The sequence below is a fragment of the Hyalangium gracile genome (assembly GCF_020103725.1).
Taxonomy (GTDB): Bacteria; Myxococcota; Myxococcia; order Myxococcales; family Myxococcaceae; genus Hyalangium; species Hyalangium gracile.
This window is the reverse complement of the sequence record NZ_JAHXBG010000016.1, coordinates 1-22,259: the sequence shown is the minus strand read 5'-3', so window position 1 is coordinate 22,259 and position 22,259 is coordinate 1. Positions and strand designations below refer to the sequence as shown.

Annotated in this window: 7 protein-coding genes, 1 tRNA gene and 1 pseudogene; 6 read left to right on the top strand and 3 right to left on the bottom strand. The window is 68.5% G+C overall.

Translation table 11 applies throughout. From position 1 onward, the window contains the following. Positions 1-4: 4 nt before the first annotated feature. The 5 genes from KY572_RS28935 (at position 5) to KY572_RS28915 (ending at position 17,547) form a co-directional block, all read left to right on the top strand. On the top strand, positions 5-12,277 hold the full coding sequence (locus KY572_RS28935) for a tetratricopeptide repeat protein (protein WP_224246226.1): 12,273 nt from the start codon (positions 5-7) through the stop codon (positions 12,275-12,277). 136 nt (positions 12,278-12,413) lie between these two features. Next, positions 12,414-14,462: an adventurous gliding motility protein GltJ gene (gene gltJ, locus KY572_RS28930; protein WP_224246225.1), complete on the top strand. Its 2,049-nt coding sequence runs from the start codon at positions 12,414-12,416 to the stop codon at positions 14,460-14,462. A 210-nt stretch (positions 14,463-14,672) separates the two neighbouring features. Further along, positions 14,673-15,641: a hypothetical protein gene (locus KY572_RS28925; RefSeq protein ID WP_224246224.1), complete on the top strand. Its 969-nt coding sequence runs from the start codon at positions 14,673-14,675 to the stop codon at positions 15,639-15,641. Positions 15,642-15,827: 186 nt separating this feature from the next. After that, positions 15,828-16,340, top strand: coding sequence for a toxin-antitoxin system YwqK family antitoxin (locus KY572_RS28920; protein ID WP_224246223.1), 513 nt, complete (start codon positions 15,828-15,830; stop codon positions 16,338-16,340). Positions 16,341-16,446: 106 nt separating this feature from the next. Beyond that, positions 16,447-17,547, top strand: a complete 1,101-nt coding sequence (locus KY572_RS28915) for a TIGR04552 family protein (protein WP_224246222.1) — start codon at positions 16,447-16,449, stop codon at positions 17,545-17,547. Between the two features lie 58 nt (positions 17,548-17,605). On the opposite strand, the gene KY572_RS28910 is transcribed toward KY572_RS28915, so the two are convergent. Together KY572_RS28910 and ffh are read right to left on the bottom strand one after the other, a co-directional pair. After that, a complete protein-coding gene (locus KY572_RS28910; RefSeq protein ID WP_224246221.1) occupies positions 17,606-18,952 on the bottom strand; it encodes an Ig-like domain-containing protein in 1,347 nt (448 codons plus the stop codon). 195 nt (positions 18,953-19,147) lie between these two features. Further along, positions 19,148-20,785, bottom strand: a complete 1,638-nt coding sequence (gene ffh, locus KY572_RS28905; protein ID WP_224246220.1) for a signal recognition particle protein — start codon at positions 20,783-20,785, stop codon at positions 19,148-19,150. A 100-nt stretch (positions 20,786-20,885) separates the two neighbouring features. Between ffh and KY572_RS28900 the strand changes: the two genes are divergently transcribed. Then, positions 20,886-20,971, top strand: a tRNA-Leu gene (locus tag KY572_RS28900). Positions 20,972-21,811: 840 nt separating this feature from the next. Here the strand turns inward: KY572_RS28900 and KY572_RS28895 are convergent. Continuing rightward, positions 21,812-22,108, bottom strand: a pseudogene (locus tag KY572_RS28895) (tyrosine-type recombinase/integrase); the annotation flags it as partial. Between the last annotated feature and the right edge of the window lie 151 nt (positions 22,109-22,259).

The following is a 22,259-nucleotide window of genomic DNA, read 5'->3' as shown; positions in this document are numbered from 1 at the left end:
CTCCATGGAACAATCCTCCTCTCCGCGCCCCTCTGTGCGTGTGACCGACGACCGGTCCTTCCTCGAAGCCGAGGCCACTTTGGAGAAGGCAGGTCGTGTCGAGGACCTCATCCGGCTCTACGAGAGCCGGGGACGTGAGGTCCCTGCCCCCGAGGCCGCGCGGCTGCTCGGCCGTGCCGCGGATCTCGCCCTCGAACGACTCCGCAACCCCAACCGCGCCGAGGAGCTGCTGCGGCGCGCGCTGCTGCTGGCGCCCGAGCCGCTCCCCGTGCTGCGCGGGATGAAGGCGCTCTACGAGGCCAAGCAGGACGCCTCCGCGCTGGCCGACACGCTGGAGAAGCTGGCCGGCGCCACCACCAGCAAGGAGAGCGCGGCCTTCTTCCTGAAGGCGGCGGACCTCTACGAGACCAAGCTCTTCCGCAGGGATCGAGCGGTGTTCTGCCTGCAGCAGGCCGCGCGCGCCCAGCCGGATCGGGCGACGTTCCGCAGGCTGCGTCAGCTGCTGCTGGCCGAGGATCGCTTCCAGCCCGTCTTCGAGTCGCTGGAGCGCGAGCGCGAGGCGATGGGCCCCGAGGGCATGGCCGAGGAGTACGCGGCCGTGGCCGAGCGGCTGGTGGAGGATCCCACCGAGCACGCGCTGGCGCAGAAGGTGCTCGATGTGGCGCGCACGCTGGATGCGCAGAACGCGCGGGTGGAGAAGGCGCAGAAGGCGCTGCAGCGCTTCGAGCAGACGTGGCGCGACCGCGTCCGGATGCTGCGCAGCATGTCGCTGGAGGAGCGGGACCGGAAGAGCGCGGCGCGGCTGTCGCTGCTGGTGGCGAAGCTGTTCGCCTGGTACGAGCCGACCGCGGCGGCCAAGGTGAAGGAGGCGCTGGATCGGTGCTTCCTGCTGTGGCCGGGCATGCCCGAGGCGCTCAACCTCATCGAGCGGCTGGCCGAGCGCAGCGGGGACTTCGCCCCGGCGATCGCCCAGTTCGAGGCCATGGCCACCGAGGCCAAGGATCGCACGGCGCAGGTGGACCTGTGGCTGCGCGTGGGCACCGGGCGCCTGACGCGGCTGAACGATCCGGCGGGCGCGCTGGCGGCCATCGAGAAGGCGGCGGCGGCGGACCCCTCTCGGGCGGACGCGGTGAACCTGGCGGCGGAGACGCTGATCGAGCAGGGGCGGGCGGCCGATGCCGTCGCGGTGCTCGAGCGGCACGTGGCCACGGTGAAGGACCGCCAGGCGCAGGCCGCGCTGCGGATGCGGATGGCGGAGCTGTGCCTGGAGCACTTGAAGGACGGGTCGGCGGCGCGCGTGCACCTGGAGGCGGCGCTCAAGAGCGATCCGGCCAACGCGCTGGCGGCCTTCCACCTGGCGCGGCTGCTGGCGGAGGACGAGCAGTTCGACGCGCTGGAGCCCCTGCTGGATCTGGCCATGCTGGCGCCGCGCTCGAAGGCCGAGCGCATCGCGTTCTGCGAGGCCCTGGCGCTCACGTTCGAGGAGAGCGGGGACGCGAAGCGGGCCTTCGGCGTGCTGGCGCGGGCGCTGGTGCTGGATCCGGCGCGGCCGCTGCTGCTGGGCACGGTGGTGGAGCACGCGGAGAAGGCGCAGGCGCAGCACGAGCTGGCCATGGCGCTCAAGCGCGCGGTGCTGGTGGCGCCGGAGCAGGTGGCGCTGGCCATCTGGCGGCAGCTGGCGCAGCTGCTCCAGGGCCCGCTGGGAGATCCCGTGGGCGCCGAGGCGGCGTGGCGCGAGGTGCTGGCGCGCGCGCCGGGGGACTCCGTGGCCGAGGAGGCCGTGAAGTCGCTCAAGGCGGCGGCGGCGCTCGCGGATGATCCGCGGGTGAAGCTGGAGGGCGAGATCAGCCGCAAGGAGAACACGAGCGCTCCGCCGGAGGAGATCGAGCCGCTGGTGCGGCAGCTCGTCTCGATGGCGCCGGATGAGCCCGGGCCGCTGCAGCGCCTGCAGGCGCTGTGCGTGTCGCTGTCGAAGTTCGAGGAGGCCGCGACGCTGGCGGGCCGGCTGTCGAAGCTCGCCGAGACGCAGGTGGAGCGCAGCGACTGGACGGCGCGGCAGGCGAAGCTCTACGCGGAGCGGCTGAACCGGCCGCAGGATGCCGCGCAGATCTTCCTGAAGCTGCTGGCGGAGAACGTGTCCACGGGCCTGGTGGTGGGTGGCCTGGAGCGACTGGCGTCGGCCAACATCCGGACGGGCGAGATCGCCGAGGCGCTCGCCAACCACTACGGCCGCACGGGCGATCACCAGCGGCAGGTGGCCGCGCTCCAGCAGCAGCTGGACGCCACGACCGACCTGGCGGCGCGGCAGCGCCTGTTCACGCTGCTGGCGACGATCCACGAGAAGCAGCTGGCCGACAGCCGGGCGGCCTTCGACTGCCGGGTCCGCGCGCTGCGCGAGAACCCCAAGGACGAGCTGAGCCGCACCGAGGCGCTGCGCCTGGCGCACGACCTGTCCGCGCAGGCGGAGCTGGTGCGAGTGCTGCGCCGGCTGGCGACGGAGACGGAGGAGCTGGCGGTCGCCGTGCAGCTGCTGTCGGACTCGGCGGCGCTGGCCGAAGAGGTGGGCGCGGTGCCGGACGCCATCGACGCGCTGCAGGCGGCGCTGGGGCGTGCTCCGGAGTCGCCCGAGCTGCTCCAGCGGCTGCTGCGGATGCTCTGGCGGGCGGGGCGCGTGGCGGACGCGGAGAGCATGCTCCGCAAGCGCATCCAGACGGCCAAGGGCCAGGAGCGGCTGAAGCTGCTGCTCCAGCTGGTGGAGCTCAACGCGCAGACGGGGCGCCCGGCGGAGGCCGCGGAGGCCCTGCAGACGGCGATCTCGAACGGCGCCGAGGAGGGCAAGTTCCTGCCGAGGCTCGCCGAGCTGTACGAGAAGGCGGGCCGCACGCGCGAGCTGAACGAGACGCTGGCGCGCATGGTGGAGCTGGCGGAGACGGCCGGAGACACCGAGAAGGTGGCGCGGCTGAAGCTCAAGCGTGCGCAGCTGCTCCAGGGCGCGCCGGGAGGCGACCAGGCCGAGGCGGTGCGCAGCTACGCGGACATCCTGCGTCAGCGCCCGTCGGATCCGGACGCGCTCACCGCGCTGGAGGGGATGCTCGCCTCCGGACCCGCGCGCGAGGAGGCGGCGCGGGCCCTGCTGCCGGCGTACGAGCTCACCAAGGACCACCGCAAGCTGGTGGCCGCGCTGGACGTGCTGGCCGAGGTGGCGAAGGATGACGCGGGTCGTGCGCAGGCGCTGCGCCAGGCCGCGCACGTGCACCTGACGCACCTGCGGCAGCCGGAGCTGGCCTTCGCCTCGCTGGCACGGGCCATGCGCCTGACGCCGGGCGACACGGGGCTGCGGGCCACGGCGCGCCAGGCGGCCGAGGACGCGGACTCGCTGGACAGCTTCGCGGAGATCCTCCAGGAGCTGACGGAGGAGGGGAATGTCGGCCCGGCGCGCGCGGCGATCCTGCGCGAGCTGGCGGACGTGCAGGAGAAGAAGCTCGACGACAAGGCGGGCGCGATCAAGGCGCTGCACGCGCTGCTGGCGCTGGAGCCCACCAACGTCGACTGCCTCAAGGCGCTGCAGCGGCTCCACCGCGCGGGCGAGCAGTGGGCCGAGGTGGCCGAGGTGCTCGAGAAGCTGGCCTCCGTGTCGACGGAGACGGCGGAGCAGGTGGCCTACCTGCGCGAGGCCGCGCTGCTGCACGAGAGCAAGCTGGAGAACAAGGAGCGCGCGGCCGCCGCGTGGCGCGCGATCGCCGAGAAGGATCAGCTTCAGCGCGAGGCCGCCGCCTCGCTGGATCGCCTCTACACGGAGCTGGGGCGCTCCCAGGAGCTGGCCTGGGCGCTGTCGCTGCGGCGCAGCCAGGAGGGCCAGAGCCCGCAGGGGCGTGAGGTCTCCTTCCGCCTGGCGGAGCTGCTGCGCACCGAGCTGAACAACCCCAACGCCGCGCTCAAGCTCTACGAGCGCATCCTGTCCGAGGATCCGGGCCACCCCGGCGCGCGCGCCGCGCTGGAGGAGTGGGTGAAGGCGGCCCTGCCGACGAGCCGGGCGGCGCTGGAGACGCTCGATCCAGTGCTCAAGCAGCTGGGTGACCATGCCCGCCGCGTGGCGCTGCGTGAGACGCGCATGGAAGCCGCGCTCACGGTGGAGAAGGCGCAGCTCGCGGCGGAGATCCGCCTCATCTACGAGCAGGAGATGCAGCAGCCGTCGCTGGCGTTCATGGCGGCGGTGAAGGCCTTCGCGGCGGGGCTGGACCGCGAGGCGCTGCAGCCGGACCTGGAGCGGCTGGCGCGCGAGACGGGCTCTCACGAGACGCTGGCGGAGATCTACGAGGACGCGGCCACGGATCTGCCCTCGGGCGATGCGGCCGCGATGGCGCTGCTGCGCAGGACGGCGGAGCTGCGCGAGCAGCTCAACCAGCCCGAGGAGGCCACGCGCCTCTGGAAGAACCTGCTGCAGGAGGCGCCGCAGGATCGCCAGGCGCTCGAGGCGCTGTCCCGGCTGTACGAGAAGGGACAGAACGCCAAGAACCTCTCCGAGGTGTACGCGCAGCAGGCGCAGCTCTCGACCGATCCGGAGGCCCGTCGGGGCCTGCTGCTGAAGGCGGGTGATGCCTTCGCCAGCGCTGGCGAGGACGCGAAGGCCATCGAGGCCTACCGCTCGGCGCTGGCCATCAAGAAGGGGCCCGAGGGGCTGCTGGCGCTGGACAAGCTGTTCGCCAAGGGGCACCGCGTCCAGGAGCAGGCGGACGTGCTGGCCCAGCTGGCGGAGCTGGCGGCGGACGCCGAGTCCCGCCGTGGCTTCATGCTGCGCCGGGCGCAGCTGCTGGAGCTGGCGGGGAGCACGGCCGAGGCGCTCATCGGCTACCGCGGCATGCTGGAGCTGGTGCCTGGGGATCCGCAGGCCATCGCGGGCCTGGAGCGGCTGTTCGCGCAGGAAGGGCAGCGGCTGGACGCGGCCCGCCTGCTGGAGCCCGTCTACCGCAGCATCAACGACACCCGGAAGCTGGTGGAGGTGCTGGAGGTGCTGCTGTCCTCCGCCCCGCCGGAGCAGCGCCTGGAGCGCATCCAGGAGATCGCCATCCTGCGCGAGGCGCTGGGGCAGACGTCGCTGGCGTTCGCCGCGCGGCTGCGGGCGTTCAACGAGTTCCCGCAGGCGCAGAGCGTCCTGGAGGAGCTGGAGCGGCTGGCGGCCGACTCGGGCTCCTTCGAGGAGGTGGCGGCGGCCTACGAGGATCAGCTCGAGCGCGGCACCAAGGAGCCGCTGGCGGGTGAGCTGTGGCGGCGGCTGGCGGCCATCTACGACGGGCGCATGAAGCGCTACGACCTGGCCGTCCGGGCGCTGGAGGAGGTCAGCCGGCGCGACCCGTACAACAAGGACGTGCTGGAGTCGATCGCCCGGATCCACCGGCGCACGGGGGCGCACCGCGATCTGGCGCTGGTGATGCGGCGGCAGGTGGCGGCGGACACCAACCCCAGCTCGCAGATCAACCTGCTCTTCGAGCTGGGCCACCTGGCGGAGGAGACGCTGTCGGACAAGGCGCTCGCCGCGCAGGCCTACCGGGAGGTCCTGGATCGGCGGCCGGAGAACGGCAACGCGCTGAAGCTGCTGGCCAAGGTGCTCACGGAGATGGAGCGCTGGCCGGAGCTGGCGCAGCACATCGAGCGGGAGATCCAGCTCGCGGACGCGCGCAACGCGGTGGAGGAGGCCTCGGAGCTGCGCGTGCGCCTGGGCCGCCTGAAGTTCACCCGTCTGGATGATCCGCGCGGCGCGCTGGATCTGTACCAGGCGGTGCTCGCGCGTCGGGCCGGGCATGCGGGAGCGGTGGGTGCGCTGGAGGAGATGGCGCGCTCGGAGAGCCCGCTGCGCGGCGCGGCGGCCAGCGCCCTGGAGCCGGTGTTCGCCGGGGTGGGAGACCACCTCAAGCAGGTGCAGATGCTGGAGGCGCGAGCCTCCGTGGAGCCGGTGCCCCAGGAGCGCGCGGCGCTGCTGCGGCGCATCGCGGAGACGTACGCGGGCCCCATGGAGAACGCGGAGCTGGCGTTCGTGTACGCGGTGCGCGCGCTGCAGGATCTGCCGGACGAGCCGCGCTCGCTCGAGCTGTGCCTCTCGCTGGTGGAGCCGGCGGGCACGGCCGAGGAGTTCATCGAGGTCCTCGCGCAGATCGCCCCGAAGGCCGGCGACTCCGCGCGCGCGGAGCTGTACCGGGCGCTGGCGCGGCTGCAGGCGCGCATGGGCGAGGACAACGAGGCGCTCGCCGCGTGGCGCAAGGTGATGGAGGTCCGGCCCACGGACGAGGAGGCCTTGGAGAGCATCGGGCGCCTGCTGACGTCCGAGGGCAAGCCCTCGGAGCTGCTCGAGGTGCTGCGCCGGCAGCTGGCGATGGCGGAGGAGCCGACGCGCCGTGCGGCGGTGCTCTTCCAGATCGGCGTGCTGCAGGAGGATCAGCTCAAGGACAACCTGGGCGCGCTGGCGACGTTCCGGCGGCTGATGGAGCTCAAGCCGGACGACGCCGCGGCGCTGGCCCGGATGGAGAGCCTCTGCCAGAAGCAGGAGCGGTGGCCGGAGCTGGCCGACGTGCTGGCCAGGCGCATCGCGCTGATGCCGCCGGAGCAGTCGCTGGAGCTGAAGTTCCGGCTGGCGACGGTGCGCGAGACGAAGCTGCTCGACAAGACGGGAGCGCTGGCGCAGTTCGGCGAGGTGCTCTCGCTGCAGCCCAACCATGCGGGCGCGGTGGCGCGCATGGAGGCGTGGGTGACGCGCGAGCCGCAGAACCTGCTCGCGGTGGAGACGCTGCTGCGCGCCTTCCGGGCGAGTGGCGACATCACGAAGCTGGCGCAGTTCATCGAGGTCCGTGTCGGTGTGTCCACGGATGCCTTCGAGAAGAAGGCGCTGCTCGGAGAGCTGGCCACGCTGCGCGAGACGCAGGGCGAGGCGGAGCTGGCCTTCCTGGCGCTCTTCCGGGCCTTCAAGGAGGACCCGAACGACGCGGATCTGCGTCACCGGCTGGAGAACGCGACCGACGCCTCCAACACGTATGACGAGCTGGTGGCGGCCTACGAGGAGTCCCTGCCGCGCGTGGCCGAGGCGGCGGACGCGGCGGAGGTCTGCCTCAAGCTGGGCCAGATGCTGGAGACGCGCCTGCGCGAGCCGGAGCGCGCCATCACCTACTACGAGCGCGCGCGCAGCATGCACGCCTCGGTGCAGGAGAAGGCGCTGCTGGCGCTGGATCGGCTCTACGTGGAGCTGGAGGCGTGGCCGGAGCTGGCGGGCGTGCTGGAGCAGCTGGCCGCCGGAGCCACGGCGCCCGCGGACAAGGTGGGCTTCCTCTTCCGCGTGGGACAGATCTTCCAGGAGCGGCTGGACAGCCCTGATCGCGCGGCGTCCGCCTACGAGCAGATCCTGACGATCGATCCGGGGCACCTGGCGTCCGCGCGGCTCCTGGAGGGGCTGTACGAGACGGCGGGAGCGTCCGACAAGCTGTACGCCATCCTGCAGCACGAGCTCGAGCGCGTCTCCGGAGAGGAGAAGGAGCGAGTGCTCGGGAAGATGGCGCAGGTGTCGGCCGAGGGGCTGGAGGACCTGGGCCGCTCCATCGAGCTGTACCGCGAGCTGCTGGCGAAGAACCCGCGCAACGAGCAGGCGTTCAGCGCGCTGGAAGGGCTGCTGGAGCGCGCGGGCCGGCCGGAGGAGCTGCGCACGCTGCTGGCGGACCGCCTGGCGCAGACGCTGGATCCGCGCGAGGTGGTGCGCCTCAACGAGCGGCTGGGCCGGGTGGTGTACCGGCTGCTGAAGCAGCCCGAGGCGGCGGTGCCGTACTTCAAGGCGGCGCTCGACCGTGACGCGCGTCACCGCGGCGTGCTGGACACGCTGCGCGAGCTGTACGAGGAGACGGGGCAGCGCGAGGAGCTGGTGAGCGTGCTGCGTCGGCTCGTGCCGCTGCAGGAGGCCTCGGATGGCGTGAAGGCGCTGCGCCTGCGCCTGGCCGAGGTGCTGGCGGAGATGAGCCGCCGCGAGGAGGCGCTGGACGCCGCTCGCCGGGCGCTCGAGGTGGAGCCGCACTCGGTGGCGGACCTGGATCGGGTCCACGCGCTGTTCGTGTCGCTGCGCGCGTACAACGACGCCGTCCGCGCCCTGGAGCTCAAGGTGCAGGTGCACCTGGCCGCCGAGGAGCGAGAGCAGGCGGTGGAGACGTACTTCGCGGTGGCGGACATGTGGGAAGGCCCGGGCGCCAAGCCCGAGCTGTCCGCGGGAGCGCTGGAGAAGGTGCTGGAGCTGGATCCGGCCAACCGCAAGGCCTTCGAGCGGGTGTCCACGCTGTATCGTGGCCACAACGACTGGCGTGCCTACGCCGGCGTGGTGGACCGCTACATGCCTCACCTCGTCACGGACGAGGAGAAGCTCTCCTGGCTGCGCGAGCTGGCGCGGGTGCAGGAGGAGCGGCTCGGGCAGAAGGACGTGGCGTTCCTGGCGCTCTGCCGTGCGCTCCAGATCGACGCCGCGGACGACACGCTGCGCGAGGAAGTGGAGCGGCTGGCGAACGAGACGGGCTCCCACGAGGAGCTGGCGGCGGTCTACGAGGAGGTGGCGGACTCGCTGCCGAAGGGCCCGCTGGCCGAGCGGCTCTACGCCACGCTGGCCCGCGTCCACGACGAGCGGCTGGACGACGCGCCCGCGGCCGAGGCGGCGTTCCGGAAGATCCTCGAGTTCGATCCGACGAACGCCACGGCGCTCGACGGGCTGTCCGCGATGTTCCACCGTCGCGGTCGGGACCGCGAGTACGTGGTGGCCCTGGAGCAGAAGCTGGAGGCGGCCGCGTCCATCGAGGCGCGCAAGGGCATCCTGAAGGAGATCGCCCGCGTCTACGACGAGGCCATCGGGGATCCGCAGGAGGCGGCCACGGCGCTGCTGCGAGCGCTGGAGCTCGAGCCGGACATGGAGACGCTGGGCGTGCTCACGCTGCTGTATCGGCGTCAGAACGCGCACCAGGACGTGGCCGCGACGCTGCTGCGGACGCGAGACCTGGCGGGCACGACGGAGGAGCGTGCGCGCATCCAGGTGCAGGTGGCGGGCGTCTACGAGCGGGACATCGGTGACGACGAGGCCGCGGTGGTGGCCTACCGGCAGGCGCTGGAGTTCGATCCGGAGAACCGCGAGGCGCTGGAGTCCCTGGAGCGGCTGCACACCAAGCTCGACCAGCCGGCGGAGCTGCTGGCCGTGTACGAGCGGATGCTGGAGCTGAGCACGGACTACCGCGAGCGGGTGCGCGTGCTCTTCCGCAGCGCGGGCATCTGGGAGGACAAGTACCAGAACCCGGCGAACGCGGACGCCTGCGTCGAGGCCATCCTGGCCATCGATCAGACGAACATGCAGGCGATCAAGACGCTCATCCGCCTGCGCCGCACGCAGGAGCGGTGGGAGGACCTGATCGTCGCCTACGAGCGGCAGCTCGCGCTGACGTCGGAGCCGCAGGAGCAGGCCCAGCTGTACGTGGACATGGGCACCGTCTACCACCAGCAGATGAAGGCGGTGGACCGCGCGGTGGACAGCTACGGCTACGCGCTGCAGGTGGATCCGAACTGCCGGCCGGCGATGCACGCCCTGGGCAACCTCTACGAGCGCAGCGGCAACTGGCCCTTCGCGCTGGAGATGCTGCAGCGCGAGGCGCAGGTGGCGGGCCAGACGCAGGAGGCGGTGGAGCTGTTCCACCGCATGGGCAAGATCAACGAAGACATGTTGATGGACACGGGGAGCGCGAAGTCGAACTACCAGCAGGCGCTGGCGATCGACCCGGGCTACCTGCCCAGCATCCGGGCGCTGAAGGGCATCCAGGAGCAGGAGAAGGACTGGGGCGGCTACGAGCAGACGCTGCTCCAGGAGGCCCAGAGCTCCGAGGATCCGCAGGCCAAGGCGCGCGCGCTGCTGGACGTGGCGAAGTACCACGTGGAGACGCGGCAGGATCAGCAGACGGCGACGCACTACTTCGAGGAGGTGCTCAAGCACGTGCCGGACAGCCTCGAGGCGGCGCGCCCGCTGGCGGACGTCTACATCGCGCGTGAGGACTGGCCGCTGGGCGAGAAGATGCTGGACATCGTCGCCCGGAAGATGGCGGAGAGGGCCATCGCGGAGAAGGACGGCGCGCTGACGGTGGAGCTGTCTCGGCAGCTCTACCGGCTGGGCTACGTGGCGGAGAAGCTGGGCAAGCGCGAGAAGGCGCTGGACGCGTACGAGAAGTCGTACGGCCTGGACTCGAGGTACCTGGCCAACCTGGAGAGCTTCGGCAACCTGCTGGTGCAGGCGAAGCGCTACGAGGACGCGCTCAAGGTGTTCCAGGCCATCCTCATCCACCACCGTGAGAGCCTGACGGACCTCGAGGTGGTGGAGGTCTACTGGCAGCTCGGCGACGTGCTGGCCGCGCTGGGCCACGCGGATCGCGCGCAGAACCACTTCGAGAAGGCGCTCGCCATCGATCCGGGCCACGAGCCTTCCCTGCGGGCGTTGGTGGCGCTGATGGACAAGGTGGGCCAGTACGAGAAGTCGGCGGACCTGCGCCAGCAGCTCGTGAACGTGCTGGACGGCGAGGCGAAGTTCCGCGTCTACCTGGAACTGGGTCAGATCGCGCGGGACAAGCTGAAGGATCCGTACATGGCGATCGACGCGTTCAGCGGGGCGCTCAAGGAGCAGCCGGACGCGCTGGACGTGATGGACTCGCTGTACGTGCTGCTGCGCGAGACGCGCCAGGGGCACAAGGCGGCGGACGTGTTGCAGCGGATGCTCTCGCTGCCGACGCTGGCCGCCGAGCCGCAGAAAGCCAAGCGCGTGTGGTTCGCGCTGGCGGAGATCCGCCGCGACGAGGCGAAGGACGTCGACGGAGCCGCCGAGGCGTTCAACCGGGCCCTGGACCTGGATCACCGCTTCGTGGAGGCCTTCAGCGCGCTGGAGTCCATGCTGGGCGCCGCGGAGCAGTGGAAGGCGCTGGAGGACAACTACGCGCGGATGCTGTCACGCATCCCGAAGACGCCGGACACGCACGTGGCGCGCATGGCGCTGTGGCGTGCGCTGGGAGACTTGTACCTCCAGGTGCTGAAGAACACGGAGGGCGCGGTGGCGGCCTACGGCGTGGTGGCCAAGGGCCTGCCGGACGACGCGGTGGTGCAGGAGACGTACGCCGAGGTGGCCGGGCAGGTGCAGGGCAAGGAGGAGGAGGCCATCGCGGCGCTCCGCCGGGCGCTGCCGAACACGAGCGATCCGCGCAAGGTGTGCGGCCAGCTCGTGCGCCTGCTGGCGCTGCGCAAGGACTACGACGGGGCGTGGCTGGCCGCGCAGGCGGTGGCGGGGCTCGTGGGCGACGCGGGGGATGACGAGAAGGAGATCCTCACGAAGCTGGGGCCCTACGCCAAGCGCAAGGAAGTGGCGCAGCGCGTGCTGACGGATCGGCTGTGGCAGTCGCACCTGTTCCATCAGAAGGTGCGCACGCCGCTCACCGAGCTGCTGGGGATCCTGTTCGAGCAGGTGGGGCACCTGTACGCGCTGCCCTTCCAGCAGTACCAGATCGTCCCGAAGAAGCACCGCATCGACGTGGGGATGTCGCAGGAGTACCACGTGCACCACTACCGCTACGTGGCGCGGCTCTTCGGCATGGAGGCAGTGGAGCTGTACTCGCCGTTCCTCGTGGCGAAGCGCGAGCTGTTGAGCCGGCGCTCCAACGAGCCCGCGCCCGAGCCGATGGTCAACGTGGATCTGCTGCAGACTCACCCGGCCTGCGTGCGCGTGGGCGGCAAGTTCTTCGGGGAGCAGGGACAGAAAGAGGTCTACTACCTGCTGGGCCGCACGCTCGCGCTGGCGCGGCCGGAGCTCGCGTTCAGTCAGCGGCTGGCGCCGGATCGCCTCGAGGCACTCCTCCAGGCGGCGCTCAGCATGATGGTGGGCCAGATCCGTCCCACGGCTGATCCGCGCCACTTCGGCGAGGCGCGGCAGATCCTGGAGAAGAACCTGAGCGAGCCGGCCCGGGGAGCCCTGGCGAAGGTGGCCCGCGCCTACCTGCCCACGGCGACCCCGATGGATGTGCGCACCTGGCTGGAGGGCGTGGAGCTGACCGCCGCGCGCGCTGGCTTGTTCGCCGCGGGGGAGATGGAGCCCGTCAAGCGCATGGTGAGCGGGGAGACAGGCTCGACGTTCCGGGTCCCCCCTACCACCAAGCTACGGGATCTATTGGTGTTCGCGACGTCCGAGGACCTGCATGCCCTGCGTGTCGCTGTAGGGACGCACGTGGAGGTACAGGTGAGGAAGTAGCGGTTAGAACCTGATGAAGGGTTCAGCCGTTGAAGGGTGACCGGGCGGTCATGGGACGCATCCTTGACCCCCCCGGGTAGCACCTCTACGATTTTGGCAGGATTTCTTCCGTCTTTTCTGAGACTTGCGGGGAACGATGCGCTTCGTCTGCGACAGCTGCCGCGCGCAGTACATGATTAGCGACGACAAGATTGGCGCCAAGGGCGTCAAGATTCGTTGCAAGAAGTGCGGCCACGTCATTGTGGTTCGCCCATCCGGTGCCGCGGCGCCGAAGGATGAGGGAGCTCCAGCAGCGGAGGCGACTGCCGCGGCCGCGAGCAATGGAGCCGCGAGCGCCAACGCCGCGAGTGGGCTGGCCTCGCTGGGGACTCCACCCGAGGGTGGCCTCTTCACGGACGTCGAGGAGGACGAGATCGGCGCGGTGTTCGATCAGGTCCTCTCGGGCTCGCAGAAGCTCCCCGCGGAGCCGACGAAGGAGAGCAAGTCCTCGACTGACGCCGTGCGCAAGCTGGCGGAGGCCGAGTCGGAGCCGGACGAGCCGAAGGCGGCGGCGCCCGCGAACGACTGGTTCGTCGCCATCGACGAGAAGCAGGTGGGGCCGCTCTCGGTCGAGAAGGTGAAGGAGCACTGGGAGCGCGGCGAGGTGGGGCCGGACAGCCTGTGCTGGCGCCAGGGCTTCGGTGACTGGATTCCGCTCTCCGAGGTGACGGAGCTGGCGTCGGTGCTCGCGCCGCGTCCGGCCAAGCCGGTCATCGTCGCGCCCACGCCGGTGTCGACCTCCACGCCGGCCGTGTCGGCGCCGGTGGAGTCCGCCTTCAGCGCGGGAGCCGCGGCGAAGAACACGCGTCCCGAGATTCCCGCTGCGCCCGCGCTGAGCGCGGAGCCGACGTCGTCGGGCTGGAAGCCGTCGGCCGCGAGCGTGCTCGCCTCGCTGGTGAAGGAGGAGAACGAGGCGCTGTCCAAGCCGCCGCCGAAGCCCGCGGCCGAGGAGAAGCAGGCGCCGGGGCTGCTCGATCTGCCGCCTCCGGAGCCTGCGATGGCTCCGGCCGCGCGTGCGGCGCCGATGCTGTCCGCCGTCGAGCCGATGCGTGCACCGCAGCCCGCGCCGATGCCGTATGCACCCGTGGCGCCCGCGCCCGCGTATGCGCAGCCGGCGCCCGCGTACGGGCAGCCGGCCTACGCTTCCGCGGGAGGCTACCCGCAGCCTGCGTACCCGGGTTATCCGCCGCCGGCGGCTCCTGGGTCGCAGGGTGGCGGCAACAAGACGGTCATGTTCGCGAGCATCGCGGTAGCGGCAGTGGCGCTGCTGGGCGTTGGGGGATACCTCGCGTTCGGACGCTCCTCGCCGCAGCCTCAGCCTCCTCAGCCCGTGCTCGTGGCGGAGGCGCAGCCCACGCCTCAGCCGACGAAGCCGGCCGAGCCGACTCCGCCTGCGCCTGAGGTGAAGACGCCGCCCGTGGCGGCGGCGAATACGGCCGCGCCCACCACGCCTGCGCCGGGTACGACTGCTACGCCCGCTCCGGGCACGCCTGCCGCGCCTGCGCCGGGCCAGGCCGTGGCTGCGGCTGGGACGCCTGCGCCGACGGCGGCACCTCCGACGACGCCTCCCGCCACGCCGCCGCCTGCGCCTCCTGCATCGGCCGAAGCCGCGACGAAGACCAATCCGGGCTCGCGTCCTGATCGCACGAGCACGCCGCGGGTGAACAACTCCCGGCCCGAGAGGCAGCCCGAGGCCGTGAGCTCGGCGTCCACGGCTCCGAAATCCGGGAAGCAGGATGACGGCCTGGGTGATGACTTCGATGATCTCTTCGGGTCGAAGAAGCCGGAGAAGAAGCCGAGCGGCGGCGCGTCGGGGTCGTCGTCCGTCTACGTTCCGCCCGAGCCTGGCGGCGGGAGTGTTCCCGAGCGGCTCGGTCAGTCGGAGATCATGGCGGTGGTGCTGAACAACAAGCCGGCCATCCTGAAGTGCGTGAACGAGCAGAAGAAGCGCGATCCGGACATCTCTGGCACGTTGGTGATGCGCTGGACGATCCAGACCACCGGCAAGACGTCGGGCGTGCTGGTGAAGTCGGATGAGTTCAAGAAGACCTATATGGCGAGCTGCATCTCGGGGCTCATCAAGGGCTGGTCTTTCCCGAAGCACCGGAAGCAGGGAGATCCCATCGATTTTCCGTTCAAGTTCTGACGCTGAGGTCCAAACGGACAGTGAAGAAGCGCTGCGACGCTGTCCGTTTGTGCACGTGCTGAATTCCGCAATGGGTCGTTCGTCCAGGATGCGTCGACATTCGTTGACACGTCCGGACGAGCAGGGCTAAAGCCAGCCCCGCTCGCAAGGATGGAGGGGGCTTGTGAGGCCGGAAGCCCCATGCGAGGCACCCATAGGAGGAGTTCCAGCATGCAGCTTCGGAAGACGATGATGATGCTCACCGCGCTGAGCGCGCTGAGCGTGGTGATGACGGGTTGTCCTGGTGACGAGGAGAGCAGCATCACGTGCTCGATCGACGGGGACTGCCTCGACGGTGAAATCTGCCACCCGACCGCGAAGGTCTGTGCTCAGACGTGCGACGCGGCGGGCGAGTGTCCGGACTCCGCGAAGTCGGAGTGCACGGCGGTGAGCGCGACGGATTCGCGCAAGATCTGCAAGTGCACGCTGTCGACCCTGTGCAGCAACGAGTACGGCGCGGACGTCATCTGCTCGGATCTGGACAAGGTCTGCGCGCCGAAGTGCACCACGGACGCGTCCTGCGGCACGGGGCGGACCTGCGACACGGCGACGGGTCAGTGCAAGGCGGGCGGCAACACGGGCACCACCTGCACCTACGGCTCCTGCGCCGCGGGTGAGGTCTGCAACGCGACCACGGACAAGTGCGAGGCCGCCGCGACCTGCTCCGGCGACGCTCAGAGCTCCTGCACCTACGGTCAGTTCTGCAGCGGGGGCAAGTGCGCGGACGCGCCGAAGCCCACCTGCGGCAACCTCGAGGGCAAGCCGGCCGCCAGCTTCGATCCGGGCGCGACCACCAGCACCGGCAACATCATCTACAGCGTGGAGAAGGTCTCGTTCGCCGCAGATCCTGCCGGCTGCCCGGGCGCTACTAACCCCATCAAGGTGGTTCCGCGCGTTTCGTTCTACGTGAAGAGCGGGACGGTTCCGGCGGACCAGAGCAGCTTCCAGGGGTTCTTCTACGTGCGCACGGACAAGGGTGAGGTTCCGCTCGGCTCTGGCAACCTGTTCAACTACACCAAGGCTGCGGACCAGAAGAGCGCTTCTGTCAGCGTCTTCCTCTGCATCCCGGACGTCCAGAACGTTACCATGGGGTTCTATTTCACGAATGGTAACGGCTACTGCGCCTCGTTCTCTCGCTAAGAGCGTAGGCGGTTTCTGAGTCTGCTCTGGGCCCTGCTCCCCCATGGGGGCAGGGCCTTTTCATGCGCCCTGCTCTGGTTGAGAGAGCGCTGGCTCTGTGCCTGCGGAGGATGAATTATCCTGCGCACAGGGCGTCAATTATAGCGGCGTATGGGACGCCACAGGTTTCCCAGAAAAGGAAGAGCCATGTTCAAGAAGACTTCTGCTCGCGTCGTTGCCCTCACTCTCGCCTTCAGCGCCTCGGCCGCACTGGCTGGCGAGGTCAAGCTGAACTGCCCGGCTGGGACCCAGCAGCGGGCTGCGGCGGAGAAGGGGGCTTGGATGTGTGCGAAGACCAACGCCAAGGATCGCAATAGCAGCGCCCACGGTCCTTTCGTGAGCTTCCATCCGAACGGTCAGAAGCGGGCCGAGGGCCAGAACACCGACGGCATGCAGACTGGCCTCTGGACGTACTTTGACGAGAATGGACGCAAGATCGAGGAGATCGAGTACACGGCCCACCACTACAATGGACGCCATGTGCAGTACTTCCCGTCGGGCAAGGTGAAGCTCGAGGAGCGCTGGGTCCACGGCAATCGTGAAGGGGCTTCCACGACCTACTCTGAGGATGGGAAGAAGGTCGCGGAGGCCGAGTACCGTGGTGGCAACCTGGTCAGGGAGCAGCGCTTCGAGAACGGCAAGCCCGTGGCCAACAAGTAACTCGTCTGCCCAGGCAACGAGCATGTAGGCCCTTCCCCAAGTGGGGGAGGGCCTTCTACTTTTCGGGGAGTTCCCTTCATGTGCAGGCTCAGCTAGAAGCGCCGCTGTGAAGGCCGTCTCCCTCATCCCACAACTGCCCGACCTCCCCATCCGCACGGTGACGGAGATGGGGCTCCGCGAGCTGGAGCGCCTCCGGCTCATCCTTCGAGGTGGGTCGGTCATCGACTGGCGGCGGATGCACTTCCAGTCCCGTGAGGAGGTCGACCACTTCCTACGGCTCTGCCAGCTCGATACCTCTCGGCCCTACGACGAGGCGTGGGCGCGCTTGGTTCTCGCGGACGCGGTGGAGTATCTCCGGAAGACGTTCGACTACCGGGTCGCGGATGCAGTGGCTTCGCCAACGGAGATTCACGACCTTTTCCTCTTCGCTTCTGGCGCCAAGGGCCTGCCCAAGTACCGCCGTATCGCGTGCATCGTGCTGAAGGTGATGCATGTCATCCAGCACATCGAAGGGCGGGACTTGCTCTTCCGGCTTCCCGTTTCAGAGGCGGATCTGGCCGAGCTGGTCACCGCCAAGGTGCTGGCGGTGGCCCAGGAGCTCGAGGCCAAGGGCGGGCCCATCGTCGAGTTTGCGCATTCGATCAAGACGCGGGATTCCCTGATCACCAAGCTGATAGCGAAGAAGGAGACGGTGGCCGCTCAGGTCTATGATCGCACGCGGTTCCGTATCATTACGAAGAACCGCGCGGACATCCTTCCGACGCTCTACTTTCTCAGCCAGCGGCTGTTCCCATTCAACTTCGTGGTGCCAGGGCAGACAGAAAACTCGTTGATTCAATTCAAGTCGGTGCTGGCTGAGTATCCACACTTCGAACAATTCGCCGCGCAGCTTCATCTGGATCGCGATTACGAGGACCGCGAGGAGCACGGCAGCAATCAGTTTTCTGGAAGCACCTATCGAGCTCTCAACTTCATCGTCGACATGCCTCTGCGGATGGATGCGTACCTCCCTCCTCCCGAAGAGGATCTGCGTCCCCGCAAGAGCCGCATCGTCTTCACGCTCGTGGAGTTCCAGATCATGGACGAAGCGACGGCCCGCGCGAATGAGGAGGGAGAGAATGCCCATAAGCTTTACAAGCGCCGGCAGAAACGGCGTGTGCTGCGCCGTCTGGCACGGGGACTCGTTGTTCCCAAACGCAAGGGGTGAGCCGAAGCAGCACCCCCATTTTTCGCGCCTGAGTTGGACCCGCTTGCTGCGTGTCTATTTACGGGTACTCATAAGTCACCTCAAGCTCCGCTGGCGTCGAAACGTCTTCATGTGTGTGGATGGAGTCGTTCTCGGCGTCATTGTCGCTGGGAACCTCGAAGCGAAGCCTGAACTGAGACCGTTTAGTGCCTCGATTGGTGCGATCCAGCCAGTCCGATGCCACGAATGACGTGGTGTTGAACTGGACAGCAGGTATCAAAGGGCCGACGGACACGCTGATGGGAGTGTTGAGCGCAGGAGACTCGTATTGGGTTTTGGCGACTGGGTTTGTCCATGTAGCATTTGAAAGAGCAATTTCTTCTCCGATGTAAACTCTCTCTAGTAGAAGGCTGCCCAGGCTTGCGAGCGGGTCTCCGGTCTGATTGGTCGTGTACCAGATTAGCTTGGCCGAGGTGAGGCGGGAGAGATTTTCGGGAAGCGCGTCCAACTTGAAGCCTAGAAAGAGCCGAGCCTGAGTTGCGTTGCCTGTGTCTCCTACGAGGGCACCTAAGAAAAGGTATGTTTGCTTGTCATAGGAAGGGCTAACTGCGGCACCAGTCGTTGGAGGGTCGTAGTTGATTGTGACCGTGTTGACGCGAATGACACGGAACGTGCCTGAGACGTTGTTCTCCAGCGTGTTGGCGGACGGATCCTTGGCGGTCGTGGAGACGCGCCAGATGACGTCAGTGCCATGGGGGAAGTCGGTGTCCGGATTGAAGGTCATCACGGTGCCCGCCTCATTCCAGTCGAAGACTCCCGAGTTGAAGCCGGGTGGCGAGGTGATGTTGAAGGCGGCCTGAGCAGACACCTTGTCCATGGGTTCGGAGAACGTCACGGTGATGGACGCATCCCGTGCCACCCCGATGGTCCCGTGCGCGGGGCTGATGGCGAGGACCGTCGGCGGCGTGGTGTCCGGGGCTGGCCCTGTCGTGCTGAAGGAGAACGCCTTCCGGTCCGTCAGCGCGTTTCCAGCCACGTCCTTGCCATCCACCACGAGGGTGTAGCCGGTGTTCTGGGCCAGAGGCACTGTCGGCTGCAGCGTGAGCAGGGTGTTCCCGTTCGCCCAGGTGGTCTCACTGAACTCCACCGTGGGGGCGATGCTGACCTGCACCGTGCTCACGTTCATCGGCTCGGAGAACGTGAGGACCAGCTGCGTACTCGTGGCGACGTTGGTGGACCCGTGAGAGGGCGTCGTCGCGGTGATGGTAGGGGACGTGGTGTCGGCCGGAACGCCGGAGTCGGGCTTGGGGCCGGCATCTGGCAGGCCGGCATCGGGTGATTCGGGGGCCTCGATCTCGGGGACATTGATGCACGCCGACAGCAGGGCTGCCAGAACCAGGGGGACTGCACGATTGAAAAGGGGCATGCCGCTCCTCCAGAGCAAGATGCATTCCACAGACCTTCGTGGATGCTCCCTGCTCGTCATGACGCTCCAAGAGAGGCAGAAAAGACGGTTCCGCCTTCGAGCGCCAGAGGTTTGCGGCAACGGCTCGCACGCGCACCGTCTCCGTGCGCGGACTGGGCCGTCCGTGCGGCGAGACGGTGTGAGGGGAGGGGAGGGCTACTTCTTCTTCCGGTTCTTCTTCTTGTTGGCCTTCTCGCGCTTGCGGCGCTCCTTGATGGCGTCCCGATCCTCGGACTTTCCACTCGCGGAAGGCGGCGTGTAGCCCATCAGCCGGGCCTTGGCCATCGCCGCCTGGCTCATGGGCGGCGTGTAGCCTGGGGCGATCTGCGGCATCTGCATGGGCAGCCCTCCACCCATGCTTCCCAGCGCCTGCTGCATCATCTTGTCCTTCCCCATGATGCTCGACAGGTCCATGTTCTTCAGCTGCGACAGCTGCCCCAGCTGCTTGAACCCAGGGATCTTCCCCAGCAGGCCCGGATTCTGGCCAATCGTCCCCATCACCTGCTGCATCATCCCGAACTTCTGCAGCAGCTCACGGACATCATCCACCTTCCGCCCGCTGCCCTTCGCGATGCGCTCCAGCCGACTCTGGTTGATCAGGTCCGGACGCAGGCGCTCCTTCTCCGTCATCGAGTCGTACATCGCCTCGATCTTCGTGAGCTCCTTCTCATCCGGGTTCAGCTGATCCGTCAGATCGCCAAACAGCGGGAACTTCTCCAGCAGATCCTTCAGCGGCCCCATCCGCCGCACCATCCGGATCTGCTCGACGAAGTCCTTCATCGAGAAGTTGCCCGACAGGAGCTTGCGCGCGTCCTCCTCGGCCTTCTTCTCGTCGACGACCTTCTCGAAGTCCTTCATCAGGCCGACGATGTCGCCGAAGCCCAGGATGCGGCCCGCGAGCCCGTCCGGACGGAACTCCTCCAGCTTGTCCATCCCCTCGCCCATGCCGAGGAACTTGATGGGCTTGCCCGTCACTTCCTTGATGGACAGCGCCGCGCCACCACGCGCGTCACCGTCCAGCTTCGTCAGGATGAAGCCGTCCAGCGTCAGCCGCCGATCGAACTCGGCCGCCGTGCGCACCGCGTCCTGGCCGATCATCGCGTCGCAGACCAGCAGGATGTTGTCCGGGTGCACCTGGCCCTTGATGGACTCCAGCTCCGCCATCAGCGCCTCGTCGATGGCGAGCCGACCCGCCGTGTCGATGAGCACCACGTCGCACTTCTGCTCCCGCGCCGCGGCATACCCTCGCGTCGCCAGCTCCGGCGGCGGCACGTTGGGCTCGAAGTACACCGGCACCTTCAACCGCTCGCCGAGCACCTTCAGCTGATCCACGGCGGCCGGACGGTAGATGTCCGCCGCCACGAGCAGCGGCTTGCGCCCCTCCTGGAGGAGCCTGCTGGCCAGCTTGCCCGTGGTCGTCGTCTTGCCTGAACCCTGCAGACCCACCATCATGATGCCGCTCAGCTGCCCCTTGGGCTTGAGCTTCAGGCTGGTGTCCACCGGCCCCATCAGGGCCTCGAGCTCGTCATGGCAGATCTTCACGAAGTAGTCGGCCGGGCTCACCTTCCGCTTCTGGCCGGACTTGTCCGTGATCGTCGTCTGGACCACCTCGCCCACCGTCTTCTCGCGAACACGGGCGACGAACTTCTTCACCACATCGAAGGCGACGTCGGCCTCGAGCAGCGAGACGCGGATGTCGCGGAGGGACTCGTCCACGACGTCCTGCGTGAGCTCGCTCTTGCCGGCGAGGCGGTTCTTGGCGGCACGGAAGCCCTTGGTGACGGTCTCGAGCATGGCGGGCGCTTTATAACAAGGGCGGGCCAGAATCGACCGTTGCGCGCATTGCGGCCGTCCGGCAGTTGAGAGAAGGTCCCGACTCCTGAGGAGCCCTCGGGCACGAGTGGCGAAACTGGCAGACGCAGCGGACTTAAAATCCGCTGGCCCGAAAGGGCCGTCCGGGTTCGATCCCCGGCTCGTGCACTCTTAACCCACGGACTTTATTGGGAAATTCCGCCCAGCCCGGTCCGTGTGCCCCCAGTGTGAGTGCGCCGTGAAAGGTGCACCTGACCAGCGGGTGGAAGTCCCGCCCGAGGAGGAAGTCGACCCCCTCGGTAGCTATCTGGCGGGGACGAGGGGCGACCCTCGGACTCGAAGCCCAGAGACAGAAGGCCTCGAAAGGAGGTCGAGCAAGCGTGCAGGCCGCAACATGAGTGAAGCCCGAGCAGGCCTCGAAAGGGCAATCGTGGAAGCCGACCTGGCTCACATACAGGGAAGGCCATGGGCCCAGCGAGAAGGTCGACAGAGCATCGCTGGGCGTTCCACCGGGGTAGTGGGCGCGGCATGCATGAACACGGTGAGGTGCGCAACACGGGAGGCCTGGTCCAAGCGGGATGGCGACCCGAACACGCTCTTGGCGCGTGGCGAGGGCCAGGAGTCGGAGGGGCCTACAGTACCGAGGAAGCGGGTAACGACCGTGGAGGGAAGGGGCCCTGGTTCAGGATGCTTCGCAAGGAGAGAACGCAGCGGGAGATTGGCGTGAGCCTACAACCCTTACAAAGCTCGAAGATCTCTGAGCGGAACTGTACGCGAAGGCCAAGGTGGAGCCAGGAGGTGCACGCAGAAGGAGCCGCGAGCACCTCCGCGCCGACACGCGTCGCGTGAAACCTGTCCGAGAGCCGGATGCAGGAAAACTGCACGTCCGGTTCGATGAGCGGCGTGGAGGAAACGGACCGTGGGTGAGACTCGGCGAGAGGGCGAGCGAAAGCAGACCCTCGCAGCAGGCGCCGACGAACCCGAGCGGCACCGCGCCTCCCGTCGACTCTACCCCTCGAGCGCTCGGACGGCGTCCTTCTTCACGTCCGGGCTCAGGTGGGCGTACCGCATCGTCATCTCGATGGTGGCGTGCCCCAAAAGCTCCTGGATGGCCTTGAGGGGTACCCCGCGCATCACCAAGTGACTGGCGAACGTGTGCCGCAGGGTGTGCCAGCCGACGGGCCGCAGCCCCGCCCGCTTGCAGGCCCGGAGGAGGGCGTTCCGGCAGGCATCGTTCTTGAGGTACGTCCCGCCACCATCGCAGAAGACGAAGGGGCCTCGAAGGTGGCGGTGCGCCTTGAGGGCCACCCCTTTCAAGATGTTGGATCGATGCGTCCGGAGGCCAGAACACGAGCGGTGGAGACGTGCTGGCGTGCAGCCCGTCCTGAGACGTAACCCTTCTTCGTCTTCTTCTTGGGCCCTCGTGGGTGCTTGCGCAGGCGCTTGGGCTGAACAT

Coding starts and splice junctions, on each gene's coding strand:
- KY572_RS28935 (WP_224246226.1), top strand. CDS start 5: ATGGAACAATCCTCCTCTCCGCGCCCCTCTGTGCGTGTGACCGACGAC.
- gltJ (WP_224246225.1), top strand. CDS start 12,414: ATGCGCTTCGTCTGCGACAGCTGCCGCGCGCAGTACATGATTAGCGAC.
- KY572_RS28925 (WP_224246224.1), top strand. CDS start 14,673: ATGCAGCTTCGGAAGACGATGATGATGCTCACCGCGCTGAGCGCGCTG.
- KY572_RS28920 (WP_224246223.1), top strand. CDS start 15,828: ATGTTCAAGAAGACTTCTGCTCGCGTCGTTGCCCTCACTCTCGCCTTC.
- KY572_RS28910 (WP_224246221.1), bottom strand. CDS start 18,952: ATGCCCCTTTTCAATCGTGCAGTCCCCCTGGTTCTGGCAGCCCTGCTG.
- ffh (WP_224246220.1), bottom strand. CDS start 20,785: ATGCTCGAGACCGTCACCAAGGGCTTCCGTGCCGCCAAGAACCGCCTC.